Here is a 24,797-nt window from a genome sequence, read left to right as displayed (position 1 = left end):
GGAGGGGACGGTCAGCGGGTCTGGTCGCGGTGGCGCGCGGCGGCGGCGACGACGGCGTCGTCGGGCAGCAGCCGCTCGCGCAGCTCGTCCTCACGGGCGGAGAAGTCCGCGCGGAAGGCGGCGACGCGTGCGCGCACGGCGTCGGCGACCGAGCCCAGCCCCGAGCTCACCCCGCGGCGGGCCGCGGGCGTGGCGAGCACGACGACGATCAGCACCGTGGTGCCGACGACGACGGTCCGACGCATCACGCCTCCCGCCGGAAGAGTCGGCGGACGGCGTAGGAGAAGGAGGCCACCTTGATGAGGGGACCGCCGACCGTGGCGGAGACGAGCGTGGTGAGCGCGGACACGTTCTGGGACACCTCGGCCGCCGCGGTCGTCACGGTGTCGACCTTGGCGATCTGGGTGTTGCCCGCGGCGATCGTGACGGCGGCCTCGTCGATGATCGGCAGCGCGTGCGCGGTGACCTCACGGACGGAGTCGGTCGCGGCGTCGAGCACCTTGCCGACCTTGAGCAGGGGGACGGCGAGGAAGGCCACGAGCGCGAGGAACGCGACGGCGGCCACGATGCCGGCGATGTCGCCGATGTTCATGTGCAGGCTCCTTGGTCGGACGGGGGCGCTGCGGGAAGGCTACCCGCAAATGACCGCGCCCCGGGACCGGCGTGGCCGGCGCCCGGGGCGCGATGTCGAGGTGCTCGGTCAGCGCGAGTAGTACTCGACGACGAGCTGGACCTCGCAGGTCACGGGGACCTCGTCACGCTTGGGGCGACGCACGAGCTCGGCGCGCAGCTTCTCCAGCTGGACGTCGAGGTAGCCCGGGACGTCGGGGAGGACGTCGCGGTGCGCGCCGGCGGCGGCGATCTGGAACGGGGTCATCGTCTGGCTCTTCGGCTTGACCTGGACGACCTGGCCCGGCTTCACGCGGAAGGACGGACGGTCGACGAGCTTGCCGTCGACGAGGATGTGCCGGTGCACGACGGCCTGGCGGGCCTGGGCGATCGTGCGGGCGAAGCCGGCCCGGAGCACGAGGGCGTCGAGGCGCATCTCGAGCAGCTCGACCAGCGACTCACCGGTCAGACCGGGCTCGCGGCGGGCCTCCTCGAAGACGCGGGTCATCTGTGCCTCGCGCAGGCCGTACTGCGCGCGCAGACGCTGCTTCTCCTTGAGGCGGACGGCGTAGTCGGACTCGGTGCGACGACGCGCACGGCCGTGCTCACCGGGCGGGTAGGGGCGCTTCTCGAAGTGCTTGACCGCCTTGGGGGTCAGCGCGATGCCGAGGGCGCGTGACAGGCGCACCTGACGGCGCGACCGTGCCTGGTTGTTCTTGCTCATGCGTGTACTTCCTGTCGTTGTGACGTCACGCGTGCGGGACGGTTCCCGCCGCGCGGGGCCGACCATTGACGGCTAGGGCCCCAGGTGGCTGCCCGTAGGCAACCGGACGAGTTTAGCAGGAGCGCGCCGCTCCCCCGTGCGCCCCGCCCCGCTGCGACACGGCTCACACCATCTCCCCCGGGCCGGCCTACCCCGGCCCTGGCCCCGGCCCCGGCCCTGAGCTCATCGTGTGTGGTTCGGGTCCTGGTGGGACCCGAACCACACACGATGTTCCCCGCACGGTGCACCCCGCACGACGTTCGCCGGCGCCGGCCGTGGAGGTCGGTCGTGGTCAGCGGCCGCCGAGCATGTCGCGGATGCGGTCCAGGCGCCCGGCGATCTCCCGCTCCAGCCCGCGCGGGCGCGGCTCGTAGTAGCGGCGCCCGACGAGCTCGTCGGGGAGGTACTGCTGGGCGGCGATGGCGTGCGGGACGTCGTGCGCGTACACGTACTCGGCGCCGTGGCCGAGCGTCTTCGCGCCGGCGTAGTGGGTGTCGCGCAGGTGCATCGGCACCGGGCCCGCCTTGCCCGCACGGACGTCGGCGATGGCCTCCCCGATCGCCGCGTACGAGGCGTTGGACTTCGGGGCGGTGGCGATGTGGACGACGGCCTCGGCGAGGATGAGGCTCGCCTCCGGCATGCCGATGAGCGCGACCGCCTGGGCCGCCGCCACCGCGGTCTGCAGCGCGGTCGGGTCCGCCATGCCGACCTCCTCGGCCGCGGCGATGACGATGCGGCGCGCGATGAACCTGGGGTCCTCACCGGCGACGATCATCCGGGCGAGGTAGTGCAGCGCGGCGTCGACGTCGGAGCCGCGCATCGACTTGATGAACGCGCTGGTGACGTCGTAGTGCTGGTCACCGCCGCGGTCGTAGCGCACCGCCGCGACGTCGATCGCCCGCTCCATGGTCGCGAGGTCGATCCGGTCGACCTCCGCCGCTCCGGCGGCGCCTGCGGCGGCCTCGAGGATCGTCAGCGCCTTGCGGGCGTCCGCGCCGGCGAGCCGCACGAGGTGGTCCGCCGCGTCGTCGTCGAGCTCGAACCGGCCACCGAGGCCGCGCTCGTCGGCCAGGGCCCGGGCGACGAGCTCACGGACGTCCCCCTCCTCCAGCGGACGCAGGGTGAGGAGCAGGGAGCGCGAGAGCAGCGGGGAGATGACCGAGAAGCTGGGGTTCTCGGTGGTGGCGGCGACGAGGGTCACCCAACCGTTCTCCACCGAGGGCAGCAGCGCGTCCTGCTGGGTCTTGGAGAAGCGGTGGACCTCGTCGATGAACAGGACCGTCTCCCCGCCCGTGGCGACGAGGCGCCGCCGGGCGTCCTCGACGACCTGCCGCACGTCCTTGACGCCCGCCGTCACGGCCGACAGCTCGACGAAGCGGCGCCCGGAGGCGTGCGCGACGAGGTAGGCCAGGGTCGTCTTCCCGGTGCCCGGGGGCCCCCAGAGGATCACCGAGGAGGCACCGACGCGGGCGTCGCCGGACGGTTCCACGAGCCGGCGCAGCGGGGCGCCCGGCTCGAGGAGGTGACCCTGCCCCAGCACCTCGGCGAGCGAGGTCGGTCGCATCCGCACGGCCAGCGGAGCGTCGGGCCGGACGGCCGGGGTCCCGGCGTCGTCGGAGCCGGCGGCGTCGAAGAGGTCCACGAGCGGAGCCTACGTCGCGGCCGTCAGATGCGTGCGCCGCGGGCGCGCTGCCGCACCCGGCGCTCCCAGCGGTCCATCTCCGAGCGCAGCGGTGACGCGCTGAACTCCCCGAGGGTGACCCCGGCGGCCAGCGCGAGCCCGACCGACAGGGCGCGCACGCCGAGCTGCGCGCCGCCGATGACGTCACCGGACTCGATGAAGGAGAACATCGCGGCGTAGATCGACAGACCGGGGAGCATGGGGGTCACGCCGCACACCGACACGACGAGGCTGGGCACCCGGCCGCGGTCACCGATCACCCCGGCGAGGAGGCCCACGACGAGCGCCGCGAAGAAGGCCGCCCCGGCGGGACCCAGCCAGAGCGTGTCCACCGCGAAGTAGAGGCCGGCGGCGACCGCCCCGACGGCCATGATGATCCAGACGTCCCGCGCCCGCGTGTAGGAGGCGACCGCCCACGCGCCGGCGATCACCGCGCCGCACGCCACCTGGACCAACCCGCTGGGGGCGCTGCCGAAGACGTCACCGATGTACAGCGGCACGCCGAGCCGCTGGCCGATGTCGAGGACGAAGCCGATGCCCACGACCAGCCCGATCGTGTAGAGCGCGACCTCGAAGGACTTCGCGGCCGCGGTCAGCGGGTAGCCGGAGATCGCGTCCTCCGCGGCACCGACGAGCTGCATCCCGGCGAGGAGGACGACGATCCCCGAGGCCACGACCAGCGAGGGTGGCAGCAGGGAACGGTCCCAGCCGAACAGGTCCTGCCCCCAGAGCAGGACGATCGCGACGAGCGTGGCGATGGCAGCGCCGGCGGCCTGCTGGAAGAGGTAGGGCAGCCCGGCCCGACGGAGCGCGCGCAGCGTCCGGTCGATGACGGCCGTGGTGAGGGCGGCCACGATGCCCACCTGCCAGCCACCGCCGAGGAGGCCGGCGATCGCCGCCGCCATGAACCCGAGCGCCATGGTGACCACCCACCGCTTGTACGGGTGGGGCGTCGCGAGGACCCGCTCCAGCCGCGGGTGGGCGGCCTCGAGCGACAGCTCTCCTGCCGTGGCGTCGTCGACCAGCTTCAGCAGGTCGGCGAGCCGGCTGTAGTCCGAGGTCCGCACGTTGATGACGCGGACCTTGGTGATCGGGTCGTCGTCCCGGTCGATCGACGCGGTGATCGAGATGAACGTGATGTCGACGTGGCAGTTCGTGACGCCGTAGGCGTCCGCGATCCGCAGCAGCGCCGCCGTGACGTCGGCGACGGGCGCGCCGGTCGCGATCATCGCCTCGCCCATCCGTAGGACGAGGTCGAGCACCGACCGCTCCGTCTCGGCGGTCTGCTCGGACTGGCGACGCGGCGAGGAGATGCGCAGCGTCGGCGGGCCGCTGCTCGCGACCACCCGCCGGGCGCGTTCGCGCAGGATGGACTCGCGGCGGACGTGGCCTGCCGCGCGCGGCAGGCCGAGGGGTACACCGGCCGTGTCGGTCTCGTCTGTCTGGGCCACGACGACGACGCTACGTCACCTGCACGCGCACGACGACGGTGCGGGCCATACTGTCCGGCACGTCACCCGATGAGAGACTGACCGCCGTGTTCGATGCTCTCGCGCGCGGCGTCATCCGTCGCCCCCGGACCACGCTCGCCGTTTGGGCGGTCCTCGTCCTGTCCTGCCTGTCCCTCGCGCTGGGGGTGGTGGGGGACGGCCTGTTCTCGCGGCTGCACTCCGGCGAGCCACGGATCCCGGGTGCCGAGAGCCAGGAGGGGCGCGAGCTCCTCAGGGGGTCGGACGACACCGGGGAGCAGGTCACGCTGCTGGTGACCGGCACGGACCTCGCGGACGAGGACCTCTCCGCCGCGCTCGCGTCCGCGCTCATCCCCGTCCGGCAGGAGGTCGGTCGCCTCGACGGCGTCTCCGCGGTCCTCGACCCGTTCCTCGCGCCCGAGGGCCCGTCCGACCCGGTCGTCGCGTCGCTGGTCTCCACCGATCGGGACGGCTTCCTCGTCATCGCCGAGCTCGACCCCGGGGCCACCGACGACGCGCGGCTCGCCGCGGAGGAGCGCCTGGCCGCCGTGCCGGCCGAGCTCGCCGCCGTCGCGCCGGGCGCCGAGGGGATCGTCTCCAGCACCGAGCTCATCACCTCGGCCGTCACCGACCAGGTCGAGGCCGACCTCACCCGGGGCGAGGCCGTCGCGCTGCCCCTCTCACTGCTCGTCATGGTCCTGGTGTTCGGCGGCTTCCTAGCCGCGAGCATGCCGCTGGTCGGGGCGTTGGCCTCCATCGCCGGCGGCATGGGCGTCCTCCTCGCCTTCTCCCGGGCGATCGAGCTCGACGCCGTCGTCGTCAACGTCGTCACGGTCCTGGGCCTCGGCCTGTCGATCGACTACGGGCTGCTCATCGTCTCGCGCTACCGCGAGGAGGCCTCCGCGCTGGCCGCGTCCACGGCGAGCACCGGCCTGCCGATCCGCCGCCGGCGGCGGCGCGCGCACGGTCGGGAGGTCGTCGAGGAGGCCGTCCGGCGCACCGTGCTGACCGCCGGGCGGACGGTCACGTTCTCCGCGGTGACGATCGCGATCGCGATCAGCGCACTCATGGTCTTCTCCCCCGACATCCTGCGCTCCCTCGGCGCAGCCGGGGTGTCCGTCGTCGTCATCGCCCTGAGCACGGCCCTCACCCTCGTGCCCGCGCTCCTCGTGCTGCTCGGTGGACGGCTCCAGCGGCCCTCCCTGCTCGCGCGCGTCCCGGTGGTGGACCGGCTGCTCGCCCGTCTCGGGGACGTCGCGCCGGAGGACGGGGTGTTCTCCCGCCTCGCCCGCGGTGTGCACCGCCGTCCGTGGCTCGTCGTCGCGTCCGTGGTCGCCGTGCTCGGGGTCCTGGCCTCCCCTGTCCTCGGGCTGCAGCTGCGCAACTCCACGACGGACCTCATCCCGGCCGGGTCCGACCAGCGCGAGTTCATCTCCGTCCTCGGCGAGGACTACCCCGCCGCGACCTCCCCGCCGGTCGTCGTCGTCGCGGACGCCGACGTCGCGACCGTCGAGGGGTGGGCGGCCGAGGTCGCCGAGCTGCCGGGCGTCGCCGCCGTCGGCGAGGTGACGACGACCCCGGACGAGACCCACGCCGTCGTCGGTGTCGACATCGAGTCGACCGACAGTGGTGGCGAGGTGGCCACCGGGGTCGTGGAGGCGATCCGCGAGCTCGACCCGGGGTTCGACACGTGGGTCGTGGGTCAGGCAGCGAACCAGGTCGACTTCCTCTCCGCGATCGCCAACGGCCTGCCGCTCGCGGTCGGGCTGGTGGTCCTCACGATCTTCGTCCTGCTCTTCCTCATGACCGGCTCGGTCCTCATCCCGGTCAAGGCGGTGCTCGTCAACGCCCTGGGCCTGGCGGCCGCACTGGGGGTGACGACGTGGGTCTTCCAGGAGGGCCACCTCGCGGGCGTCCTCGGCTTCACGCCGATCGGCGGCCTGGAGAGCTACGTCGTCGCCGTCGTCGTCGCCTTCGGCTTCGGGCTCGCGATGGACTACGAGGTGTTCCTGCTCGCCCGGATCAAGGAGTACTGGGACCTCGGGCAGGACAACGACGCCGCGGTCGAGCAGGGACTGCAGCGCTCGGGGCGCATCATCACCTCGGCCGCGCTCATCATCACCCTCGTCTTCCTCGGCTTCGTCACCGGCGAGCTCATGGTCATCAAGCAGGTGGGCTTCGCCCTGGCGGTGACCGTGCTCATCGACGCGACCCTCGTGCGGATGCTGCTCGTGCCGGCCACGATGACGGTCCTCGGGCGGTGGAACTGGTGGGCACCGGCGCCGCTGCGCCGCCTCCACGAGCGGATCGGCATCGCCCACTGACCGGCTGCCCGGCCGCCCAGGTCTGAGGTGTGGAGGTGTGGACCTCCGGCGTTCACGCCTCCACACCGAACGGGCGGTGGCCCGAGGCACATCTTGGTCATCAAGTTCAAGGGCTTGACCGTGGGGGATCTAGGCCCTGGTCTTGGGCCTGAGGTTCTCGATCTCCTGACCGACGGCGTAGCCGAGTCGGGTGTAGATCCGCCGGGCGGCGTCGTTGTCGGCCCAGATGCCGTAGTGGACGAGCGGGTGGTCGGTCAGCGCCCACCGCGTCACCGCGGCCATCATGGCGCCGCCGACACCGCGGCGGCGCCATGAGGTGTCGGTCCCCAGCCCGGACAGGTGCACGGGACCGCCCGCGGGCGCGTTGACGGCGACGACGCCCCGCAGCACGCCGCCCTCGTCCCGGTACCCCCACCACCTGAGGTCGGGGTCGGCCGGGTCGGCGCTCGTGTCGGGATTCGCCCGGGCGAGGCACGCGCGCACCTCGTCGGCCGCGCGGTCACCGGTGACGGGAGCGACACGCTCCTCCCCCGGCTGGACCGGCGGCGGAGCGTCGCTCCACATCCAGTCCCACCCCGGCCCCACGTGGAGGCCCAGACGCGTGCGTGCCTCCGCGTCGACGAGGTCCCACGTGCCGCGGGTGAGCAGACCGAAGGCCACCTCGTCGACGTCGTCGGACGCCGCCCGGCCGACGGCGGCAGCGAGCCGCTCGGCGGGACCGGCACCGACCAGCTGACGACGCTCCGTCCCGGCGCGCCGGGTCCGCACGAGCAGCAGCGAGGCTCCGTCGGCGTCCCACGCCAGCTCCTCCTGCCACCGGTCCGCGTTGGCGCGGAGGAAGAGAGGGCGCCCCACCTCAGGGGGCCGTCGGGGCTGCCGCGTCCTCGGCGCTCCTCGGCTTGGCGTCCACGCCGGCCTCGCGCCGCTGCTCCGGGGTGATCGGTGCGGGGGCCTGGGTCAGCGGGTCGTAGCCGCCGCCGGACTTGGGGAAGGCGATGACCTCCCGGATCGAGTCCGAGCGCGTGAGCAGGGCGACGATGCGGTCCCAGCCGAAGGCGATGCCGCCGTGCGGGGGCGCGCCGTAGGCGAAGGCGTCGAGGAGGAAGCCGAACTTCTCCCGCGCCTCCTCCTCGCCGATCCCCATCATGGCGAAGACCCGCTCCTGGACGTCCTGGCGGTGGATACGGATCGAGCCACCCCCGATCTCGTTGCCGTTGCACACGATGTCGTAGGCGTAGGCCAGCGCGTTGCCCGGGTCCTCCTCGAAGCGGTCGACCCACTCCGGGGTCGGGGACGTGAAGGCGTGGTGGACGGCGGTCCACGACCCGGAGCCGACCGCGACGTCGTCGTCCTCCCCCGTGGGCTTGAACAGGGGCGCGTCGACGACCCAGACGAAGGACCAGGCGTCCTCGTCGATCAGGCCGGTGCGGCGGCCGATCTCCAGCCGCGCGGCACCGAGAAGGCCACGGGCCTCGTTCTGCCTGCCCGCGGCGAAGAAGATCGCGTCTCCCGGCTGCGCGCCGGTGGCCGCGGCCAGGCCCGCACGCTCCTCGTCGGTGATGTTCTTGGCGACCGGCCCGCCGAGCGTGCCGTCCTCCCCGACCGTCACGTAGGCCAGGCCCTTGGCGCCGCGCTGCTTGGCCCAGTCCTGCCAGGCGTCGAACTGCCGCCGCGGCTGGGAGGCGCCGCCGGGCATGACGACGGCGCCCACGTAGGGCGCCTGGAACACCCGGAACGGCGTGCCGGCGAAGTACTCGGTGAGCTCGGTGAGCTCGAGCTCGAAGCGCAGGTCGGGCTTGTCGGTGCCGTACCGGGCCATCGCGTCGGCGAAGGTGATGCGCGGGATCGGAGAGGTGATCTCGTGGCCGATGAGGCTCCACAGCTCGCGCAGGACCTGCTCGGCGACGCCGATGACGTCCTCCTGGTCGACGAAGCTCATCTCGACGTCGAGCTGGGTGAACTCCGGCTGCCGGTCGGCGCGGAAGTCCTCGTCGCGGTAGCAGCGGGCGATCTGGTAGTAGCGCTCCATGCCGGCCACCATGAGCAGCTGCTTGAACAGCTGCGGCGACTGGGGCAGCGCGTACCAGGAGCCCGGGGACAGACGCGCCGGGACGAGGAAGTCGCGGGCACCCTCGGGGGTGGAGCGCGTGAGGGTCGGGGTCTCGATCTCGACGAAGCCCTGCTCGTCCAGCACCCGGCGCGCGGCCTGGTTGACCTTGGCGCGCAGCCGCAGCGCGTGTGCGGGCTCCCTGCGGCGCAGGTCGAGGTAGCGGTACTTCAGGCGCGTCTCCTCGCCGACGTTGCCCGCGTCCTCGGCGTGCTCGGAGACCTGGAAGGGCAGCGGCGCCGATGCGTTGAGCACGACGACGTCGCTCGCGATCACCTCGATCTCACCGGTCGCGAGGTTGGGGTTGGCGTTCCCCGCGGGGCGCTCGGCCACCTCACCGGTGACCTGGATGACGTACTCCGAGCGCAGCTCGTGGGCGACGTCCTCGTCCCGGACGACGACCTGGGCGATGCCCGACGCGTCCCGGAGGTCGATGAAGGCCACGCCGCCGTGGTCGCGGCGGCGGTCGACCCACCCGGCGAGGGTGACGGTGGTGGCGATGTCGGCGGAACGCAGCGAACCTGCGTCGCGAGTGCGGAGCACGAGGATCCTTCCCTTGGTCGGGCGCACCGCTAGACGGGCGGGCGCACGGGCAATCCTAGTTGCGCCCGCCGGCCGGATGGCCAGCCGGACTCGCTACCACCGGAGGCGGCGGGAAGGGGATGATCGCGGGATGAACCGCGCGTCCGCCTCCGACCGGGCCCGGACGACGGCCCCGCCGGACCTCGTGCGGCTCCTCGTCGTCGCCTCGGTGGCACTGATCACCCTCGTCGCCTTCGAGAGCCTCGCGGCCAGCGCTGCCCTGCCCGCCATCAGCGCCGAGCTCGACGGTCTGCAGCTCTACCCGGTGGCCGCTGGTGCCCCGCTGGCCGCCCAGCTCGTGGCCACGGCCCTCGCCGGCGCCTGGGCGGACGCACGCGGCCCGCGGCCGGTGCTGCTCCTCGGCCTCCCGCTCTTCCCGCTCGGGCTCGTCCTCGCCGGCACGGCGCCCTCGATGGGGCTGCTCGCCCTGGGCCGCGGCGTCCAGGGCCTGGGCGGCGGGCTGCTCATCGTCCCGCTGTACGTCCTCGTCGGGGCGCTCGTCCCACAGCGGCGCCAGCCCGGCGTCTTCGCCTGGTTCTCCGCCGCCTGGGTGCTTCCCGCGCTCGGCGGGCCCGCGCTCACCGGGCTCGTCGTCGACAACGCGTCGTGGCGTTGGGTCTTCCTCGGCGCCGCCGCCCTCATGGTCGTCGTCACGCTGTGCTTCGCGCCCCTGCTGCGCCACATGCCCGGCCGGGACGACGGCCGGGCCCGCCGGCCGGGCACCCGGCGCCTCGTGCTCGCGGCGACCGGCGCGGGGGTCGGCGTGGCCGTCCTCCAGGTGTCCGGCAGCGCGCAGCAGTCGTGGTCGCTGCCTGCGGCCGCGGCGGGTCTTCTCGTCCTCGCCCTCGCGTTGCCCCGGCTCCTCCCCGCGGGGACCGCGCGCCTGGCGGTCGGGGTCCCGGCCGCCGTCGCCTGCCGTGCGCTGCTCAACGCGGCCTTCATGACCACCCACACGTTCCTGCCGCTCCTGCTCGTGCGTGAGTACGGGTGGTCGGTGACGGGTGCGGGCTTCGTCGTCGCGGCGTCCTCGGTCACGTGGGCCGTCGGTGCGTTCGTCCAGGGTTGGGTCCACAGCGACGCGGCACGGCGGCGACTCACGTGGCTCGGGCCGCTGCTCCTCGCCGTCGGCACCCTGGTGACGTCGGGTGCCGCGATCCCCGCTGTGGGTCCGTGGGTCGCGGTTCCCGGGTGGGCGCTGGGCGGAGCGGGGATCGGCATGGTGTACGCGGCGCTCACCGTCCTCGCCCTGCGGATGACTCCCCCGGAGCAGCACGGCGAGGTCAGCGCCTCCCTCCAGGTCTCCGACGCCCTCGGTGCCGCGGTCGGTCTCGCCGCCTCCGGCGCGCTCTTCCTCGCGCTCATCGACGGCGGCGGCACGGCGGCGTATCTCGCGGGGCTGCTGCTCGCCACGACGTTCGCGGGCGTCGCCGTGGTCGGGGGTGCGCGTGCCACGTCGGGACGGGCCGCCGGCGCGGCGACCGGGCCGGCGTGACGACGGACCGGCGCAGTGACATACCCGCCTGTAGAGCGCTGTGCCCGACGTCACCGGGCCCCATCGGTCCACGCGGGCGCTGCCACCGATAGGCTGGGAGCTCCTGGAGTGCTCTGTGCCGCCCAGGCCCCATGCGGATGTCGCGCTGGACGGGGCCCATCGCGGAGGGAGCGTCACCCACCTGGTGCCGTGCGCCCCACTCCGCTATCTCGATGGGTTGTCCCTTTTGACTGCTGTCACCACTGACCTTGCTCCCGCACGCCTGGAGAACGGCTTCGCCGGCCTCGGGCTGCCCGAGGACCTCCTCTCGGCGGTCCTCGACCTCGGGTTCACCACGCCGACCGACATCCAGACCGAGGCCATCCCGCTGCTGCTCGCCGGCCGCGACGTCGTCGGCGTCGCCCAGACCGGGACCGGCAAGACCGCCGCCTTCGGCCTGCCGCTGCTCGCCGCCGTCGACCCCGGCCTGCGTGCCGTCCAGGCCCTCGTCCTGGCCCCGACCCGCGAGCTCGCGCTGCAGGTGAGCGACGCGATCGCCTCCTTCGCCACGCACCTCCACGGCCTCCAGGTGCTCCCGATCTACGGTGGCTCGAGCTTCACCCCGCAGCTGCGGGGCCTGCGCGCCGGCGCCCAGGTCGTCGTCGGGACCCCCGGCCGTGTCATGGACCTCATGTCCAAGGGCAGCCTCGACCTGTCCGGTGTCCGCTTCCTCGTCCTCGACGAGGCCGACGAGATGCTGCGCATGGGCTTCGCCGAGGACGTCGAGCAGATCGCGGCCCAGGTGCCCCGTGACCGCCGTACCGCCCTGTTCTCTGCGACGATGCCCGGCGCCATCAAGAAGGTCGCCGCCACTCACCTCAACGACCCGGTCCGCGTGAGCGTCACCCCCGGCTCCTCGACCGTCGCCACCGTCCACCAGACGTTCGCCGTGGTGCCCTACCGGCACAAGGCCGGGGCCCTCGCCCGGGTCCTCGCGGTGAGCGACGCGGACGCCGCGATCGTCTTCGTCCGCACCAAGTCGGCCGCGGACGAGGTCGCCATCGAGCTCGCCGGCCGTGGGATCCAGGCCGCCGCGATCTCTGGTGACGTCGCGCAGAAGGACCGCGAGAAGCTCATCGACCGTCTCCGTTCCGGCACCCTGGACGTCCTCGTCGCCACCGACGTCGCCGCCCGCGGGCTCGACGTCGAGCGGATCGGGCTCGTCGTCAACTTCGACGTGCCCCGCGAGACCGAGACCTACGTCCACCGCATCGGCCGCACCGGCCGCGCGGGCCGCACCGGGACCGCGCTGACCTTCCTCACGCCGCGCGAGCGGGGCCAGCTCGGCCAGATCGAGCGCGCCACCGGCACCCGCCTCGAGGAGATCCAGGTCCCCAGCCCCGTCGACGTGTCGGCGCACCGCGCCCGGGTCCTGCTCGACAAGGTCGACCAGCGCCTCGCCGCCGGCCGGCTCGACCTCTACCGCGACATCCTCGACGCGTCGGAGCACAACCTCCGCGAGACGGCCGCCGCCCTCCTCGCGATCGCGGTCGGGGACGACGGACCCGCCCCGCGCGAGGAGCACGGCACGGTGGAGGACTCCGGCCCGCGCCGCCGTCGTGAGGAGAGCTACGACCCGTCCGGCGAGTTCGTCGGCGCGGTCTTCGAGGAGGGCCGCGACCGTGAGCACCGCGGTGCGCCCCGCACCGGTCGGGCCGGGACGCGTCCGCGTCACCGCGACGCCTCGTCCGGCACCCGCTACCGCGTCGAGGTCGGCCACCGCGACGGCGTGCAGCCCGGTGCGATCGTCGGCGCCATCACCGGCGAGGGCGGCCTGCGCGGGCAGGACCTGGGCAAGATCGACATCTTCCCCAGCTTCTCGCTCGTGGAGATCAGCCAGGAGCTGAGCCCGGAGACGAGCCGGCGGATCGCTGCCGCCCGGGTCGCCGGCCGCCCTCTGCGCATCCGGCCCGACACCGGTCCCCGCAAGACCGGACCGCGCCGCTGAGCACCTGACGTCCGACATCCGAGGCCCTGTGCCGGGCACTGCCCGGCACAGGGCCTCGGCCGTTCAGCGGGCGGCCAGCTCCAGGGCCGCGCTGAACTCGCGGTAGCGGCGCACGTCCTCGGTGAGCGGCGCGACCATGACCTCGTGCGTCGCCTCCCGGATGCCCTCCTCCAGGCTCGCCCGCGCCCGCCTGGCCGCGCGTCGTCCACCCACGCGGGCGAACAGCCTGCCGACCACGGCGAGGACCAGCCCGACGACGAGTCCACCGAGGAGCAGCGCCGTCGGCCAGGGCAGCCCGCCGAGCATCGGCGTGTCGGGCTCCGGCAGGCGGAGGTAGCCGAGGAGCGCAAGTCCGCCGAGCCACAGCGCACCCGCAAGTGCCGTCGCGAAGAACAGGTGCCCCAGCACCGACCACGCCCGCCACCAGCCCGGTCGGTGCTGCGCCCCGATGTCGATGCGGGTGATGGCGGCGTCGAGCGCGTCGACGAGCCTGGGGATGCGGTCCTCGGTGCGGGCGGTGACGACGGCCCGCCAGGACTGGGCCATGCCCGCCGTGGACTCCCAGGCGAGGTCGTGCACCCCCGTCCGTACCCCGGCCTCCTGGGCCCGGGTGGGCGCGGGCAGGGAGGAGGCTCCGGCCGTCGGCGTCTCCAGGTGCAGGCGGCGCAGCGGGTCGGGCCGCAGCCGTCCCAGCCACCGCAGGGGCGGCCAGCCCACGTGCCGTCCCGCCCTGCGACGGTAGGAGCGCTCGACGGCGGTGGTCACCTCACGCGCACCCGCCGCCGCGGCGCAGGCCCGGACGAGGTGGTCGACACCGACGGGCTCGTCGGGGACAGTGCCGTCAGGCAGCTGGTCGCTCGCCAGGCCGCGGGCCACGGTCCGTACGTCCGCCTCGAGGCGGTCACGTGCCGCGCGGCCCTCGGCGGCGATCCCGGCCAGCCGGTCGCGCAGGGCCGGGACGCCGTCACCGGTGCGGGCGGAGGCGGTGAGCACCTCGACGTCCCCCATGCCGTCGGCGGCGAGGATCGAGCGCAGGTGTCCCAGCACGCCGGGCAGGTCGGCGGACGAGAGGCGGTCCGCCTGGTTGAGGACGACGACGCTCACCGAGGCGTGCTCCCGCAGGGGGTGCAGGTACTCCTCATGGACGACGGCGTCGGCGTACTTCTGCGGGTCCAGCACCCACACCAGCGCGTCGACCCGCTCCGCGAGCCGTGCGGCGATCTGCCGGTTGGCCGTGCGCGTGGAGTCGATGTCGGGGAGGTCGAGCAGGACGAGGCCCGCCAGCCTCGGGTCCGCCGGGCGGACCCGCCGGTCGGGGACCTCGAGCCAGTCGAGCAGGCCGGCGGCGCCCGGTGCCTCCCAGACGGCGGCGAGCGGGCGGGTCGTCGTGGGCCGGCGGGCGTGCACGTCGGCGAGCGGCTCGCCCACCAGCGCGTTGAACAGGCTCGACTTGCCCGACCCGGTCGCGCCGAGCAGCGCGGCCACGGTGACGCCCGGCGCCAGCGCGGTACGGGCGCCCACGCGCTCGAGCAGGTCGCGGGCGGGCACGAGCCGCTCAGCAGGGACGACGTCGGCACCGAGGTCCACGACGGTGGCGAGGGCGGTGGTCCGCTCCCCCAGCTCCGGTGCGCGCTGGCGCCGCCTCACGCGGCTGCCCCCGCTGCGCGCACGGCGTCGGCCGCGTCCCGCAGTGCGGTGGCGGCGTCGGCGTCGACGGCGAGCTCGGACAGTCGCTCGGTCCACGGACGGCGGTGCTCCTCGAGCAGCCGGGCGACGCGCTCCTCCAGGTCACGCTGGGCCGCCCGGGCCAGCTCCCGCACGGCCTGGTCCCCGAAGACCATCTCGAGCACCTTCTGCCCCACGACCGCCGTCCCGCCCGCGACACCGATCTCGATCCCGGTGAGACCACCGGAGAACGCGAAGACGACGAGCATGAGGCTCACGCCCGAGGCGTTGACGCCGAGCGAAAGCATCCGGGCCCGGACCCGGCGGTCCTCGCCCTCGGCGCGCACCCGGTCGAGCAGGGCGCGCTGCCAGTCGCGGACCTCGGCGGCGACCTCTTCCGCCAGCCGCGGACGGACGGCGGCGGCCGGCTGCTCCGGAAGGGGCTCGAGCGCGGTGTACCCACCCGGGAGGCCCTGCCACGCTCTCCTGGTCTCGCGCTCTGCGCGCTCGACCTCGGCGACGACGAGCGTCACGAGACCGCTCTCGATCGCCTCCTCGGCCCTCGCCTGGGTCCCGGGCCGGCCACGCAGGAACCCGGCGACCCGGTCACGGAGCCGTCCGACGGCCGCCTCGATCCCGCGCAGCCACTCCCCGGTGCCGACGAACTCCTGCCAGCGGGCGAGCACCTCACCACGGAGCAGGGTGCCGTCCTCGGTCGCCGCCATGACGGCACCGAGCGCGGCAGCGTGGTGGTCGCCAGCGGCGTCGTCGAGGTCCTGCACGGCGCGCGCCTGGGCCTCCGCCGCGGCGGCGACGACGACGGTGCCGGCGAGCACATCCGCGACCGCACCCGCGAGCGTCTGCCGCGCCACCCCGGCGCGGGTGACCGCGTCCGCGGCCAGCCCCTCGAGCCAGGAGCGGATCGGCCCGACGTCGGGCTCGGGCAGCTGTGCCGGTCGTCCGGGCGGGGGCGGTGGCTGCTCCGACACGACGAACAGTGGTGCGTGGGCGAGCCCCTCGGCGTGCAGCCGGTCAGCGAGGTCGGTGCGGATCTCACCGGCGGTCCCGGGCGGGACGCGGTCGAGGACGACGGCGACCACGGCGCGGCGGGCCGCCGCGGTGCGCAGGAGCTCCCACGGGACGGCGTCGGCGTAGCGGGACGCTGTCGTGACGAAGATCCACAGGTCCGCCGCCGCCAGGAGCTGCCCGGCGAGACGCCGATTGCCGGCGACGACCGAGTCGATGTCCGGGGCGTCGAGCAGCGCGAGCCCGCGGGGCACGGTCGCGGCGGCGACGACACCCAGCTCGGTGACCTCCGCGTCCTCCTCCAGCGGCTCCTCGGCCGCTGCGCCGTGGACGCGGGCGAGCCCGGGAAGCACCCGGTCGTCGGAGAACCAGGCGGCGTCGTCGGGGTGGTGGACGAGCACCGGCCGCCGGGTCGTGGGCCGGATCGCGGACGCCCGGGTGACCTCCTGGCCGACGAGGGAGTTCACCAGGGTCGACTTGCCGGCCCCGGTGGAGCCCCCGACGACGGCGAGCAGCGGCGCCTCGAGCCGCTCCGCCCGCGGGACGATGTAGTCGGCCAGCTGGTCGACCAGGCTGCGGCGTCGCGCGCGGGCCACGTCCACCCCCGGCAGCTCGAGCGGGAGCACCGTCTCGGCCAGGCGCTGCTCGAGCGCCCGGAGGGGTGCGACGACGTCATCGCGCGGGCCAGTGGCCGGCGAGGGGTGCGTCATCGTCAGGTCCGGTGCACGGCGACGGTGAGGTCCTGCTCCGGGGGCAACCAGCTGCCCGGCTCCGCGGACACCTGCTCGCCCGAGCGGATGTCCTTGACCTCGTGCCCCTCGGCGCCGGGGAACCAGACGTAGGGGATGCCGAGGCGGTCGGCGTGCCGGATCTGCTTGCCGAACTTCGCTGCGGTCGGTGCGACGTCCGCCGGGACGCCCCTGGCCCGCAGGGCGGACGCGACGTCGTCGCTCCGGCCGCGGTCCTCCTCCGCGCTCACCGCGACCAGCACCGCGGTGGGGACCGCCCGGCTGGCGGTCGCGAGGTCCGCGCTGAGGATCCGCGCGACGAGGCGCGAGACCCCGATGGACAACCCGACCCCGGGGTAGGTTCGGGCGCCGTCCGAGGCGAGCGAGTCGTACCGCCCGCCGGAGCAGATGGATCCCAGGTCCTCGTGGCCCACGATCGTCGTCTCGTAGACCGAACCCGTGTAATAGTCCAGGCCACGGGCGATGGACAGGTCGGCGACGACGGTGCCCGGCACGCGCCGGGTGGCGGCCTCGACGAGGGCGACGAGCTCGGTGAGCCCCTCCTCGAGGAGCGGGGTGCTCACGCCCAGCGCGCGGACCTGGTCGGCGACGGCCGCGTCGGTCCCGCTGATGCCGGCGAGCTCCAGCGCCTGCCCCGCCTGCTCCGGCGTCGCGCCGGCGTCCTCGCGCAGCAGCTCGGCGACGGCGTCCGGGCCGATCTTGGCGAGCTTGTCGATGGCGCGCAGGGCGGCGTCGACGTCGTCGAGGCCGATGCCGGTGTAGAAGCCCTCGGCGATCTTGCGGTTGTTGACGGCGATGCGGACCGGCGGGATGGGCAGCGCGGCCAGCGCCTCGGCCATGACGAGCGGGAGGTCGACCTCGTAGTGGAACGGCAGCGTCTCGGCACCCACGACGTCGATGTCCGCCTGCGTGAACTCACGGAACCGGCCCTCCTGAGGGCGCTCCCCCCGCCAGACCTTCTGGATCTGGTAGCGCTTGAAGGGGAAGACGAGCTTCCCGGCGTGCTCGAGGACGTACCGGGCGAGGGGCACGGTGAGGTCGAAGTGGAGGCCCAGCCGGCGCTCCGCGCCGTCGTCGTCGTGGAGTCGGCTGACCGCGTAGACCTCCTTGGAGGTCTCCCCCTTGCGCTGGAGCTCCTCCACGGGCTCCACCGCGCGGGTCTCGATGCCGGCGAAGCCGTGCAGCTCGAAGGTACGGCGCAGCACGTCGAGCACGTGCGTCTCGACGGCGCGCTCGGCGGGTAGCCACTCGGGGAAACCGGACAGGGGGGTGGGTCGTGCCATGGACGCAATCCTAGTGAGGAGGGGGCGGTGGACCGGTCTCAACCCAGTGCGCGGGCGAGGAAGGGGTTGGAGGCACGCTCGGCGGCCATCGTCGACGCCGGGCCGTGGCCGGGCACGATGACGGCGTCACCCGGCAGCGAGGTGCCGAGCTCGCGCAGCGTCGCCCACATCGCGGCCTCGTCACCGCCCGGAAGGTCCGTGCGGCCGATCGACCCGGCGAACAGGACGTCCCCGGTGAGCACCACCGGCCCGGCGTGCGAGGTGATGCCGGCCTCGGCGAAGGCCGGCCCGACGAGCTCGTCGGCCCCGTCCAGCTGCCACAGGGTGCTGCCCGCCGTGTGTCCCGGGGCGGAAATCGCGCGCAGCACGATGCCCGGGGCCGGCTCGACCGGGCCGGCGCCCACCGCACGCACGTCCGCGACGTCCTGCCACGGCTCGTCGGTGAGCTGCCCGAAGAGGGGGCGCAGGGACGGACCGAGGTGGGCGACGGGGTCGGCCAGCCGCTCGACGTCGCCCTCCCCGATGAGCACCGGGACGTCCGCCGCGACCGCGGCACAGCCCCACACGTGGTCAGGGTGCCCGTGGGTGAGGACGATCGCGGCGACGGTGAGCCGCCGCTCGGCGAGCACCTCGTGCACGAGCGGCGCGACCCCGGCGCCGGGGTCGACGACCACGGCGGCGCCGCCGTCGTGCGGTGCGAGCACGAGGGTGTTCGTCGCGAAGACCGGTGCCCGGAGCGCGTGGAGGAGCATCCAGCCACCCTATAGACGGCCCGCGAAAGCACCCGTCGGCGGCCCGGAGAAGCCACGCCCGCGTGAGGACGGTCACGGGGCGGCCCTGTTCCGCCTAGACTGTCGGCGTTCGTTCGTCGCGGTGCCGCCGGGCACCACCATCGGGAGGGCTCGTTGACCCGCAGCACCAAGCAGGAGCGCGCGTACCAGAAGCGGCGCCACGACAAGTGGGAGCAGCGCAGCCGCGAGCGGGCCGCGCGGCGACGCCGTATCACGCTGGTCTCCGCCGTCGTCGTGGGGCTCGCGCTGGTGGTTGGCGCGATCGTCCTCATCGTCGCGAACCAGCCGGACGAGCAGGCGCCCGATCCCGCGACGACGGGCGAGTCGGTCGACCCCGCGACGCCCGACGTGGCCGCGCCGCTGCCGACGACCGACCCCGAGCTGTACGACGCTCCACCGGACCCCGCCGAGGCGGAGGGCCGCACGTGGAACCTCACGCTGCAGACGAGCGCCGGGGACATCGGCCTGGAGATCGACGGGGAGAACGCGCCGCAGGCGGCCGCGAACTTCCTGCGGCTCGCGCGTGACGGCTTCTACGACGGCACAGCCTGCCACCGGCTGCTGCCGGAGGCCCTGCTCCAGTGCGGCGACCCCACGGCCACCGGCACGGGTGGCCCGGGCTACACCTTCGGTCCCATCGAGAACGCGCCCGAGGACGGCGTCTACCCCGCCGGGACGCTCGCCATGGCACGCCAGGGCGAGAACGGGGAGTCGATGGGGAGCCAGTTCTTCCTGGTCTTCGCCGATGTCCCACTGCCGTCGGACAGCGCCGGCGGTTACAGCATCTTCGGTCGCGTGACCGAAGGGCTGGAGATTCTCCAGCAGGTCGGCTCGGCGGGCACCGTCGAGGGCTCCGAGCAGCCGGCCCTTCCCGTCACCATCGAAGGAGTGACCAGTGAGTGAGCAGCAGACCCCACGTCCCGAGGAGGACGCACCGACGGCGGACGCCGTGGAGAGCGTCGCAGTGACGGAGTCGGGTCCGGCACCCGCTGCCACGCAGGACGGACCGGAGGAGCCCGTGTCGGGAACGACTGACGCCGCGGCGCCGGCCGAGCAGGACCGGCCACCGGCGGAGCAGACCGACTCCACCGCGGCGGTCCCCGCCGCAGCGACCGAGGCCCCCACCGAGTCCGAGGCACCCGCCACGCAGGCCGAGGTCCCGAGCGAGTCTGAGGCACCCGCCGCGCAGACCGAGGCCGCGACCGACTCCACCGGTGCACCCGCCGCGCAGACCGAGGCCGCGACCGACTCCACCGGCGCACCCGCCGCGCAGACCGAGGCCGCGACCGACTCCACCGGCGCACCCGCCGCGCAGGCCGAGGTCCCGGCCGACGCTACCGGTGCACCCGCCACGCAGGCCGAGGTCCCGGCCGACGCTACCGAGGCACCCGCCACGCAGGCCGAGGTCCCGGCCGACGCAACGGGGGCTCCCGCCGCCCAGGCGGAGGTCCCGAGCGAGTCTGAGGCGCCCGCCGCGCAGACCGAGGCTGCGACCGACGCCACCGGCGCAAGCGCCGCGCAGGCGGAGGTCCCGACCGAGACTGAGGCACCCGCCACGCAGACCGAGGACGCAACCGACGCCACCGGGGCACCCGCCACGCAGACCGAGGCCGCTATCGAGGCCACCGGGTCACCCGCCGCGCAGGCGGAGGTCCCGACCGAGTCTGAGGCACCAGCCACGCAGACCGAGGTCCCGGCCGACGCCACCGGCGCACCCGCCGCGCAGGCGGAGGTCCCGACCGAGACTGAGGCACCCGCCACGCAGGGCGAGGTCCCGACCCCCCAGGCGGGGACCCCGGCTGCGGGCGCGCAGCCGGAGCCGACCGTCGAGGGAACGCAGACCGGTGAGTCGGCGACGGTCGAGCCGGGCGGGACCATCGAGACGCAGGCGGCGCAGCCGCCGACGCCCACCTCCATCCCCAAGCCCTCGTCGCTGCCGAAGCCGTCGGCGCTCCCCCGCCGCGGGCCGAGCACACCGGCGCCGACACCCGCCGTCGTCGCCCCCGTCCTGGACGACAGCAGGGAGGCGGCCGCTGCCGCAGCGTGGGGCCGGGTCGACCCCGACGGCACCGTCTGGGTGCGTGAGGCCGCCGGTGAGCGCACGGTGGGTCAGTACACCGGCGCGGACACTGAGGAGGCGCTGGCCTTCTACGTCCGACGCTTCCTCGACCTCCAGGCCCAGGTCGTGCTGTTCGAGACCCGGCTCCCGCAGCTGCAGACCAAGGAGATCGACCAGACGCTCTCCACGCTCACCGAGGCCCTCGCCGAGCCGGCTGCGGTGGGCGACATCGATGGCCTCCGGGAACGCCTGGCCACGCTCCGCGACCGCGCCAAGGAACGCCGCAAGGAGCTCTCCGCGCAGCGTGAGGCGGCCAAGGCACAGGCGCTCGCCGAGCGCACGGCCATCGTCGAGCGCGCCGAGGCGATCTCCGCGACCGATCCCGCCAAGGTCCACTGGCGGTCCAGCGGCGAGGAGCTGCGGTCCCTGCTCGAGCAGTGGAAGAACGCCCAGCGCTCCGGGCCGCGGCTGGACCGCCCGACAGAAGACGCGCTGTGGAAGCGGTTCTCTCGTGCGCGCACCACGTTCGACCGCAACCGTGGGCACTTCTTCTCCCAGCTCGACTCCGCTCAGGCGGAGGCGAAGCGGGCGAAGGAGCAGCTCATCGCCGAGGCCGAGGCGCTGTCGACCTCCACCGACTGGGGGCGCACCTCCGCCTCCTACCGCGACCTCATGGACCGCTGGAAGGCCGTCGGCCGCGCGAGCCGCAAGGAGGACGACGCCCTCTGGGCCCGCTTCCGCGCCGCCCGGCAGCGCTTCTTCGAGGCGCGGGAGGCCCAGAACGCGGAGATCGACGCGGAGTACGCGGCGAACCTCGAGGTCAAGCTCGAGCTGCTGAAGCAGGCCGAGGCCATCCTCCCGGTGACCGACCCGGAGGCCGCGAAGGCCGCCCTGCGCCCGATCCAGGACCGGTGGGACCAGGCGGGCAAGGTACCGCGGGCCGACGTCCAGCGGGTGGAGGCGCGCATGCGCGCGGTCGAGCAGGCCGTCCGGGAGGCGGACCAGGAGCGCTGGTCCCGCTCCGACCCCGAGAAGAAGGCACGCGCCGAAGGTGCTGCCGCCCAGCTCTACGAGTCGATCGACGCCCTCGAGCGTCAGCTCGCGGACGCCCGCTCCGCCGGCGACGCGCGGGCGGAGAAGGAAGCCGCCGACGCGCTCGAGGCCCGCAAGGCCTGGCTGGACCAGGTGCTGCGCGCAGCCGGCAGCTGAGGTCCCGGGCGGGCGGCGTCGTTCACGCCGCCCGCCCGGCCACCAGCTCGAGGACGGCCAGTGCACGGCGGACCGGCAGCCGACGGTCCGCACCACGCAGGGCGTCACCGACCATGGACGCTGCGAGCCCGTCGTGCAGCAGGGCGCGGACACCGGCGACGGCCGTGCGCCTCTCGACGAAGCACAGGAGGTCGACCGCGGTGCGGACGGGCACCGTCGTCGGTACCCCAGCGACCCGGACGACGTCGCCGTCGGCGAGGTGCTGCCGGTGGACGACGACGTGCGGTGCGTGCACCCGCCGGTGCGGCTCGACCACCACGTCCGTGCGGCCTGGTCGCAGTCGCCCGGTGTGCACCCACACGGCCGCGGCCCGGGCGAGTGCCCCTCCGGCGGGCAGCACGCCGCACAGGTGTGCTGCCCGGCCCTCGGGGCCCGCGAGGAGGTCCACAGCGCCGAGCGCGTCCTCCGGCGTCGCACCCATCAGGCCGTCGTACCGGATCCCGGCGCTACCGGGTGCTCCCGTCGCGGCCCAGGTGAGCGGTACGAGCGGAGGGGCCTCCAGCCAGGCCAGCGGGCTCGTCATGACGTCGAGAGTGCCGGGACGGACCGGGCGCCGCAGGAGGACGTGGCGCGGCTGTGGACCGCGCTCGGGTCGCCCCGCGCTGTGGAGGACCGCTGCTGCCCGAACCGCGGCGAAGGCCCGTGCTACTCGCGGTCCGAGCGCGCCCCGGTGAGCCGGTAGACGTCGAAGACCCCGTCGATGCGGCGCACCGCGGACAGGACGTGCCCGAGGTGCGAGGGCTCGGCCATCTCGAAGACGAACTTCGACAGCGCCACGCGGTCGCGGCTGGTCTGCACCGAGGCGGACAGGATGTTGACGTGGTTGTCCGACAGGACGCGGGTGACGTCGGACAGCAGGCCTGCGCGGTCGAGCGCCTCCACCTGGATCTGGACGAGGAAGGAGCTCTGGCCGTGGAGCGACCACTCGACCTCGACCATCCGTTCCGGCTCGTTGCGCAGGCTCTCGAGGTTCCCGCAGTCGCTGCGGTGCACCGAGACGCCGGAGCCGCGGGTGACGAAGCCGACGACCGGGTCCCCCGGGACGGGGGTGCAGCAGCGGGCGAGCTTGACCCACAGGTCGCCCGCCTCCATGCCCTTGACGGCGATCCCCGGGTCTCCCGCACGCAAGCGCGGGCGGGACTCGCCCGGCATCGTCGCCTCGGCGAGGTCCTCCTCCGCGCCGGACTCCCCGCCCATCGACTGCACGAGCTTCTGCACGACGCTGGATGCCGAGACCTGGCTCTCCCCCACCGCCGCGTAGAGCGCCGACACGTCGGCGTAGTTCATCTCGTTGGCGAGGGCGGTGAGCGAGTCGTGCGACATCAGCCGCTGGATGGGCAGGTTCTGCTTGCGCATGGCGCGGGCGATGTGCGCCTTGCCGCCCTCGATCGCCTCGTCCCTGCGCTCCTTGGTGAACCAGGCCCGGATCTTGTTTCGTGCACGGGGGCTGGTGACGAAGTTGAGCCAGTCCCGGCTCGGCCCTGCGGTCTCGGACTTGGACGTGAAGATCTCGACCGTGTCGCCGTTCTCCAGTGTGGACTCCAGCGACACCAGCCGGCCGTTCACCCGTGCCCCGACGGTCCGGTGACCCACCTCCGTGTGCACGGCGTAGGCGAAGTCGACGGGCGTGGCCCCCGGTGCCAGGGCGATGACGTCGCCCTTCGGGGTGAAGACGTACACCTGGGACCCGGAGATCTCGAACCGCAGGGAGTCGAGGAACTCCCCCGGGTCTGCTGTCTCCCGCTGCCAGTCGACGAGCTGGCGCAGCCAGCTCATCTCCTCCGCGCCCTTGGGCAGCTCCGCGCCACGCCCGCGGGCCGCCTCCTTGTACTTCCAGTGCGCCGCGACGCCATACTCGGCACGACGGTGCATGTCGTAGGTGCGGATCTGGATCTCCACCGGCTTGCCGCCCGGTCCGACGACCGTCGTGTGGAGCGACTGGTAGAGATTGAACTTCGGCATCGCGATGTAGTCCTTGAACCTCCCGGGCAGGGGGTTCCAGCGGGCATGCATCGTGCCGAGGACGGCGTAGCAGTCCTTCACCGACTCGACGAGCACCCGTACACCGACGAGGTCGAAGATGTCGTCGAAGTCGCGACCCCTGACGATCATCTTCTGGTAGATCGAGTAGTAGTGCTTCGGTCGCCCGGTGACGGTGGCCCGCACCTTGTTCGCCCGGAGGTCGGCCTCGATCTGCGTGCGCACCGTGGAGAGGTACTCGTCGCGCGCCGGGGCACGCTCGGCCACGAGGTGGACGATCTCGTCGTACACCTTGGGGTAGAGGGTGGCGAAGGACAGGTCCTCCAGCTCCCACTTGATCGTGTTCATGCCCAGCCGGTGGGCGAGCGGGGCGTAGATCTCGAGCGTCTCGCGGGCCTTGCGCTCCGCCGACTTGGCCGACACGTACTTCCACGTCCGTGCGTTGTGCAACCGGTCGGCGAGCTTGATCACCAGCACCCGGATGTCGCGCGCCATCGCCACGACCATCTTGCGTACCGTCTCGGCCTCGGCCGCCTCGCCGTAGGTGACCTTGTCGAGCTTCGTCACGCCGTCGACGAGGAGGGCGATCTCCTCCCCGAACTCGCTGCGGAGCTGCTCGAGGGAGTAGTCGGTGTCCTCGACGGTGTCGTGGAGCAGCGCAGCGGCGAGCGTCGGGACGGTCATGCCCAGCTCGGCGAGGATGGTCGTGACCGCGACGGGGTGGGTGATGTACGGGTCGCCGCTCTTGCGCAGCTGCCCGCGGTGCGCCCGCTCGGCGACGGTGAAGGCCCGCTCGATGAGGGCGGTGTCCGCGCGAGGGTGGTTCGAGCGCAGTGCGTGGAGCACCGGCTCGATCGCCGGGGACGCCGAGTGACCGCGGGACCCGAGCAGGGCGAAGCGCGATCGCGCGCGCGGGACCCGCGCGTCAGTGGCCGCGCCGGCCGCCGTCTCCTCGGTCATC

Annotated in this window: 18 protein-coding genes; 5 read left to right on the top strand and 13 right to left on the bottom strand. The window is 73.9% G+C overall.

Annotated features, from left to right (window positions below):
* Positions 1-11: 11 nt before the first annotated feature.
* From VR894_RS12815 to VR894_RS12795, 5 genes are all read right to left on the bottom strand, one after another.
* Positions 12-245, bottom strand: a complete 234-nt coding sequence (locus VR894_RS12815; RefSeq protein WP_324652101.1) for a hypothetical protein — start codon at positions 243-245, stop codon at positions 12-14.
* The gene (locus tag VR894_RS12810) at positions 245-592 is read right to left on the bottom strand and encodes a DUF948 domain-containing protein (protein ID WP_324652099.1); all 348 of its coding nucleotides are present in this window, start codon (positions 590-592) and stop codon (positions 245-247) included. The genes VR894_RS12815 and VR894_RS12810 overlap by 1 nt, the downstream gene beginning before the upstream one ends.
* Positions 593-700: 108 nt before the next feature.
* Positions 701-1,333, bottom strand: a complete 633-nt coding sequence (rpsD, locus tag VR894_RS12805) for a 30S ribosomal protein S4 (protein WP_324652097.1) — start codon at positions 1,331-1,333, stop codon at positions 701-703.
* Between the two features lie 331 nt (positions 1,334-1,664).
* Positions 1,665-3,014, bottom strand: coding sequence for a replication-associated recombination protein A (locus VR894_RS12800; protein ID WP_324652096.1), 1,350 nt, complete (start codon positions 3,012-3,014; stop codon positions 1,665-1,667).
* Between the two features lie 23 nt (positions 3,015-3,037).
* Positions 3,038-4,504 (bottom strand): threonine/serine exporter family protein, encoded by a 1,467-nt coding sequence (locus VR894_RS12795; RefSeq protein ID WP_324652094.1) that lies wholly within the window; start codon positions 4,502-4,504, stop codon positions 3,038-3,040.
* An 86-nt stretch (positions 4,505-4,590) separates the two neighbouring features.
* On the opposite strand from VR894_RS12795, the gene VR894_RS12790 reads away from it, so the two are divergent.
* A complete protein-coding gene (locus tag VR894_RS12790) occupies positions 4,591-6,846 on the top strand; it encodes an MMPL family transporter (RefSeq protein WP_324652092.1) in 2,256 nt (751 codons plus the stop codon).
* A 129-nt stretch (positions 6,847-6,975) separates the two neighbouring features.
* Here the strand turns inward: VR894_RS12790 and VR894_RS12785 are convergent, their stop codons facing one another.
* Together VR894_RS12785 and aspS are read right to left on the bottom strand one after the other, a co-directional pair.
* A complete protein-coding gene (locus VR894_RS12785) occupies positions 6,976-7,701 on the bottom strand; it encodes a GNAT family N-acetyltransferase (protein ID WP_324652090.1) in 726 nt (241 codons plus the stop codon).
* Between the two features lies 1 nt (position 7,702).
* Positions 7,703-9,496, bottom strand: coding sequence for an aspartate--tRNA ligase (gene aspS, locus VR894_RS12780; protein WP_324652089.1), 1,794 nt, complete (start codon positions 9,494-9,496; stop codon positions 7,703-7,705).
* Between the two features lie 130 nt (positions 9,497-9,626).
* On the opposite strand from aspS, the gene VR894_RS12775 reads away from it, so the two are divergent.
* The gene (locus tag VR894_RS12775; RefSeq protein ID WP_324652088.1) at positions 9,627-11,027 is read left to right on the top strand and encodes an MFS transporter; all 1,401 of its coding nucleotides are present in this window, start codon (positions 9,627-9,629) and stop codon (positions 11,025-11,027) included.
* A 226-nt stretch (positions 11,028-11,253) separates the two neighbouring features.
* Positions 11,254-13,014 carry a DEAD/DEAH box helicase gene (locus tag VR894_RS12770; RefSeq protein ID WP_324652087.1) on the top strand — a complete coding sequence of 587 codons (1,761 nt, stop codon included), beginning with the start codon at positions 11,254-11,256 and terminating at the stop codon, positions 13,012-13,014.
* A gap of 63 nt (positions 13,015-13,077) precedes the next feature.
* On the opposite strand, the gene VR894_RS12765 is transcribed toward VR894_RS12770, so the two are convergent.
* The 4 genes from VR894_RS12765 to VR894_RS12750 are packed head-to-tail and all read right to left on the bottom strand — an operon-like array spanning position 13,078 to position 18,489.
* Complete coding sequence (locus VR894_RS12765; protein ID WP_324652085.1) at positions 13,078-14,661, bottom strand: GTPase; 1,584 nt, start codon at positions 14,659-14,661, stop codon at positions 13,078-13,080.
* Positions 14,658-16,415: a dynamin family protein gene (locus tag VR894_RS12760; RefSeq protein ID WP_324652083.1), complete on the bottom strand. Its 1,758-nt coding sequence runs from the start codon at positions 16,413-16,415 to the stop codon at positions 14,658-14,660. The genes VR894_RS12765 and VR894_RS12760 overlap by 4 nt, the downstream gene beginning before the upstream one ends.
* Before the next feature lie 2 nt (positions 16,416-16,417).
* Positions 16,418-17,737 carry a histidine--tRNA ligase gene (gene hisS, locus VR894_RS12755; protein ID WP_324652082.1) on the bottom strand — a complete coding sequence of 440 codons (1,320 nt, stop codon included), beginning with the start codon at positions 17,735-17,737 and terminating at the stop codon, positions 16,418-16,420.
* A gap of 38 nt (positions 17,738-17,775) precedes the next feature.
* Positions 17,776-18,489: an MBL fold metallo-hydrolase gene (locus VR894_RS12750; protein ID WP_324652081.1), complete on the bottom strand. Its 714-nt coding sequence runs from the start codon at positions 18,487-18,489 to the stop codon at positions 17,776-17,778.
* Between the two features lie 153 nt (positions 18,490-18,642).
* On the opposite strand from VR894_RS12750, the gene VR894_RS12745 reads away from it, so the two are divergent.
* Positions 18,643-19,431: a peptidylprolyl isomerase gene (locus tag VR894_RS12745; protein WP_324652080.1), complete on the top strand. Its 789-nt coding sequence runs from the start codon at positions 18,643-18,645 to the stop codon at positions 19,429-19,431.
* Complete coding sequence (locus VR894_RS12740; protein WP_324652078.1) at positions 19,424-21,796, top strand: DUF349 domain-containing protein; 2,373 nt, start codon at positions 19,424-19,426, stop codon at positions 21,794-21,796. Before VR894_RS12745 ends, VR894_RS12740 begins: the two co-directional genes overlap by 8 nt.
* A gap of 22 nt (positions 21,797-21,818) precedes the next feature.
* Here the strand turns inward: VR894_RS12740 and VR894_RS12735 are convergent, their stop codons facing one another.
* Together VR894_RS12735 and VR894_RS12730 are read right to left on the bottom strand one after the other, a co-directional pair.
* Positions 21,819-22,379, bottom strand: a complete 561-nt coding sequence (locus VR894_RS12735; protein ID WP_324652076.1) for a hypothetical protein — start codon at positions 22,377-22,379, stop codon at positions 21,819-21,821.
* Between the two features lie 122 nt (positions 22,380-22,501).
* On the bottom strand, positions 22,502-24,796 hold the full coding sequence (locus tag VR894_RS12730) for a bifunctional (p)ppGpp synthetase/guanosine-3',5'-bis(diphosphate) 3'-pyrophosphohydrolase (RefSeq protein WP_324652074.1): 2,295 nt from the start codon (positions 24,794-24,796) through the stop codon (positions 22,502-22,504).
* Between the last annotated feature and the right edge of the window lies 1 nt (position 24,797).

This window comes from Georgenia sp. H159 (genome assembly GCF_035607575.1).
In the GTDB taxonomy this organism is placed as follows: Bacteria; Actinomycetota; Actinomycetes; order Actinomycetales; family Actinomycetaceae; genus Oceanitalea.
Note: the sequence above shows the minus strand (reverse complement) of the source record. Positions and strands in the feature narration are given on the sequence as shown.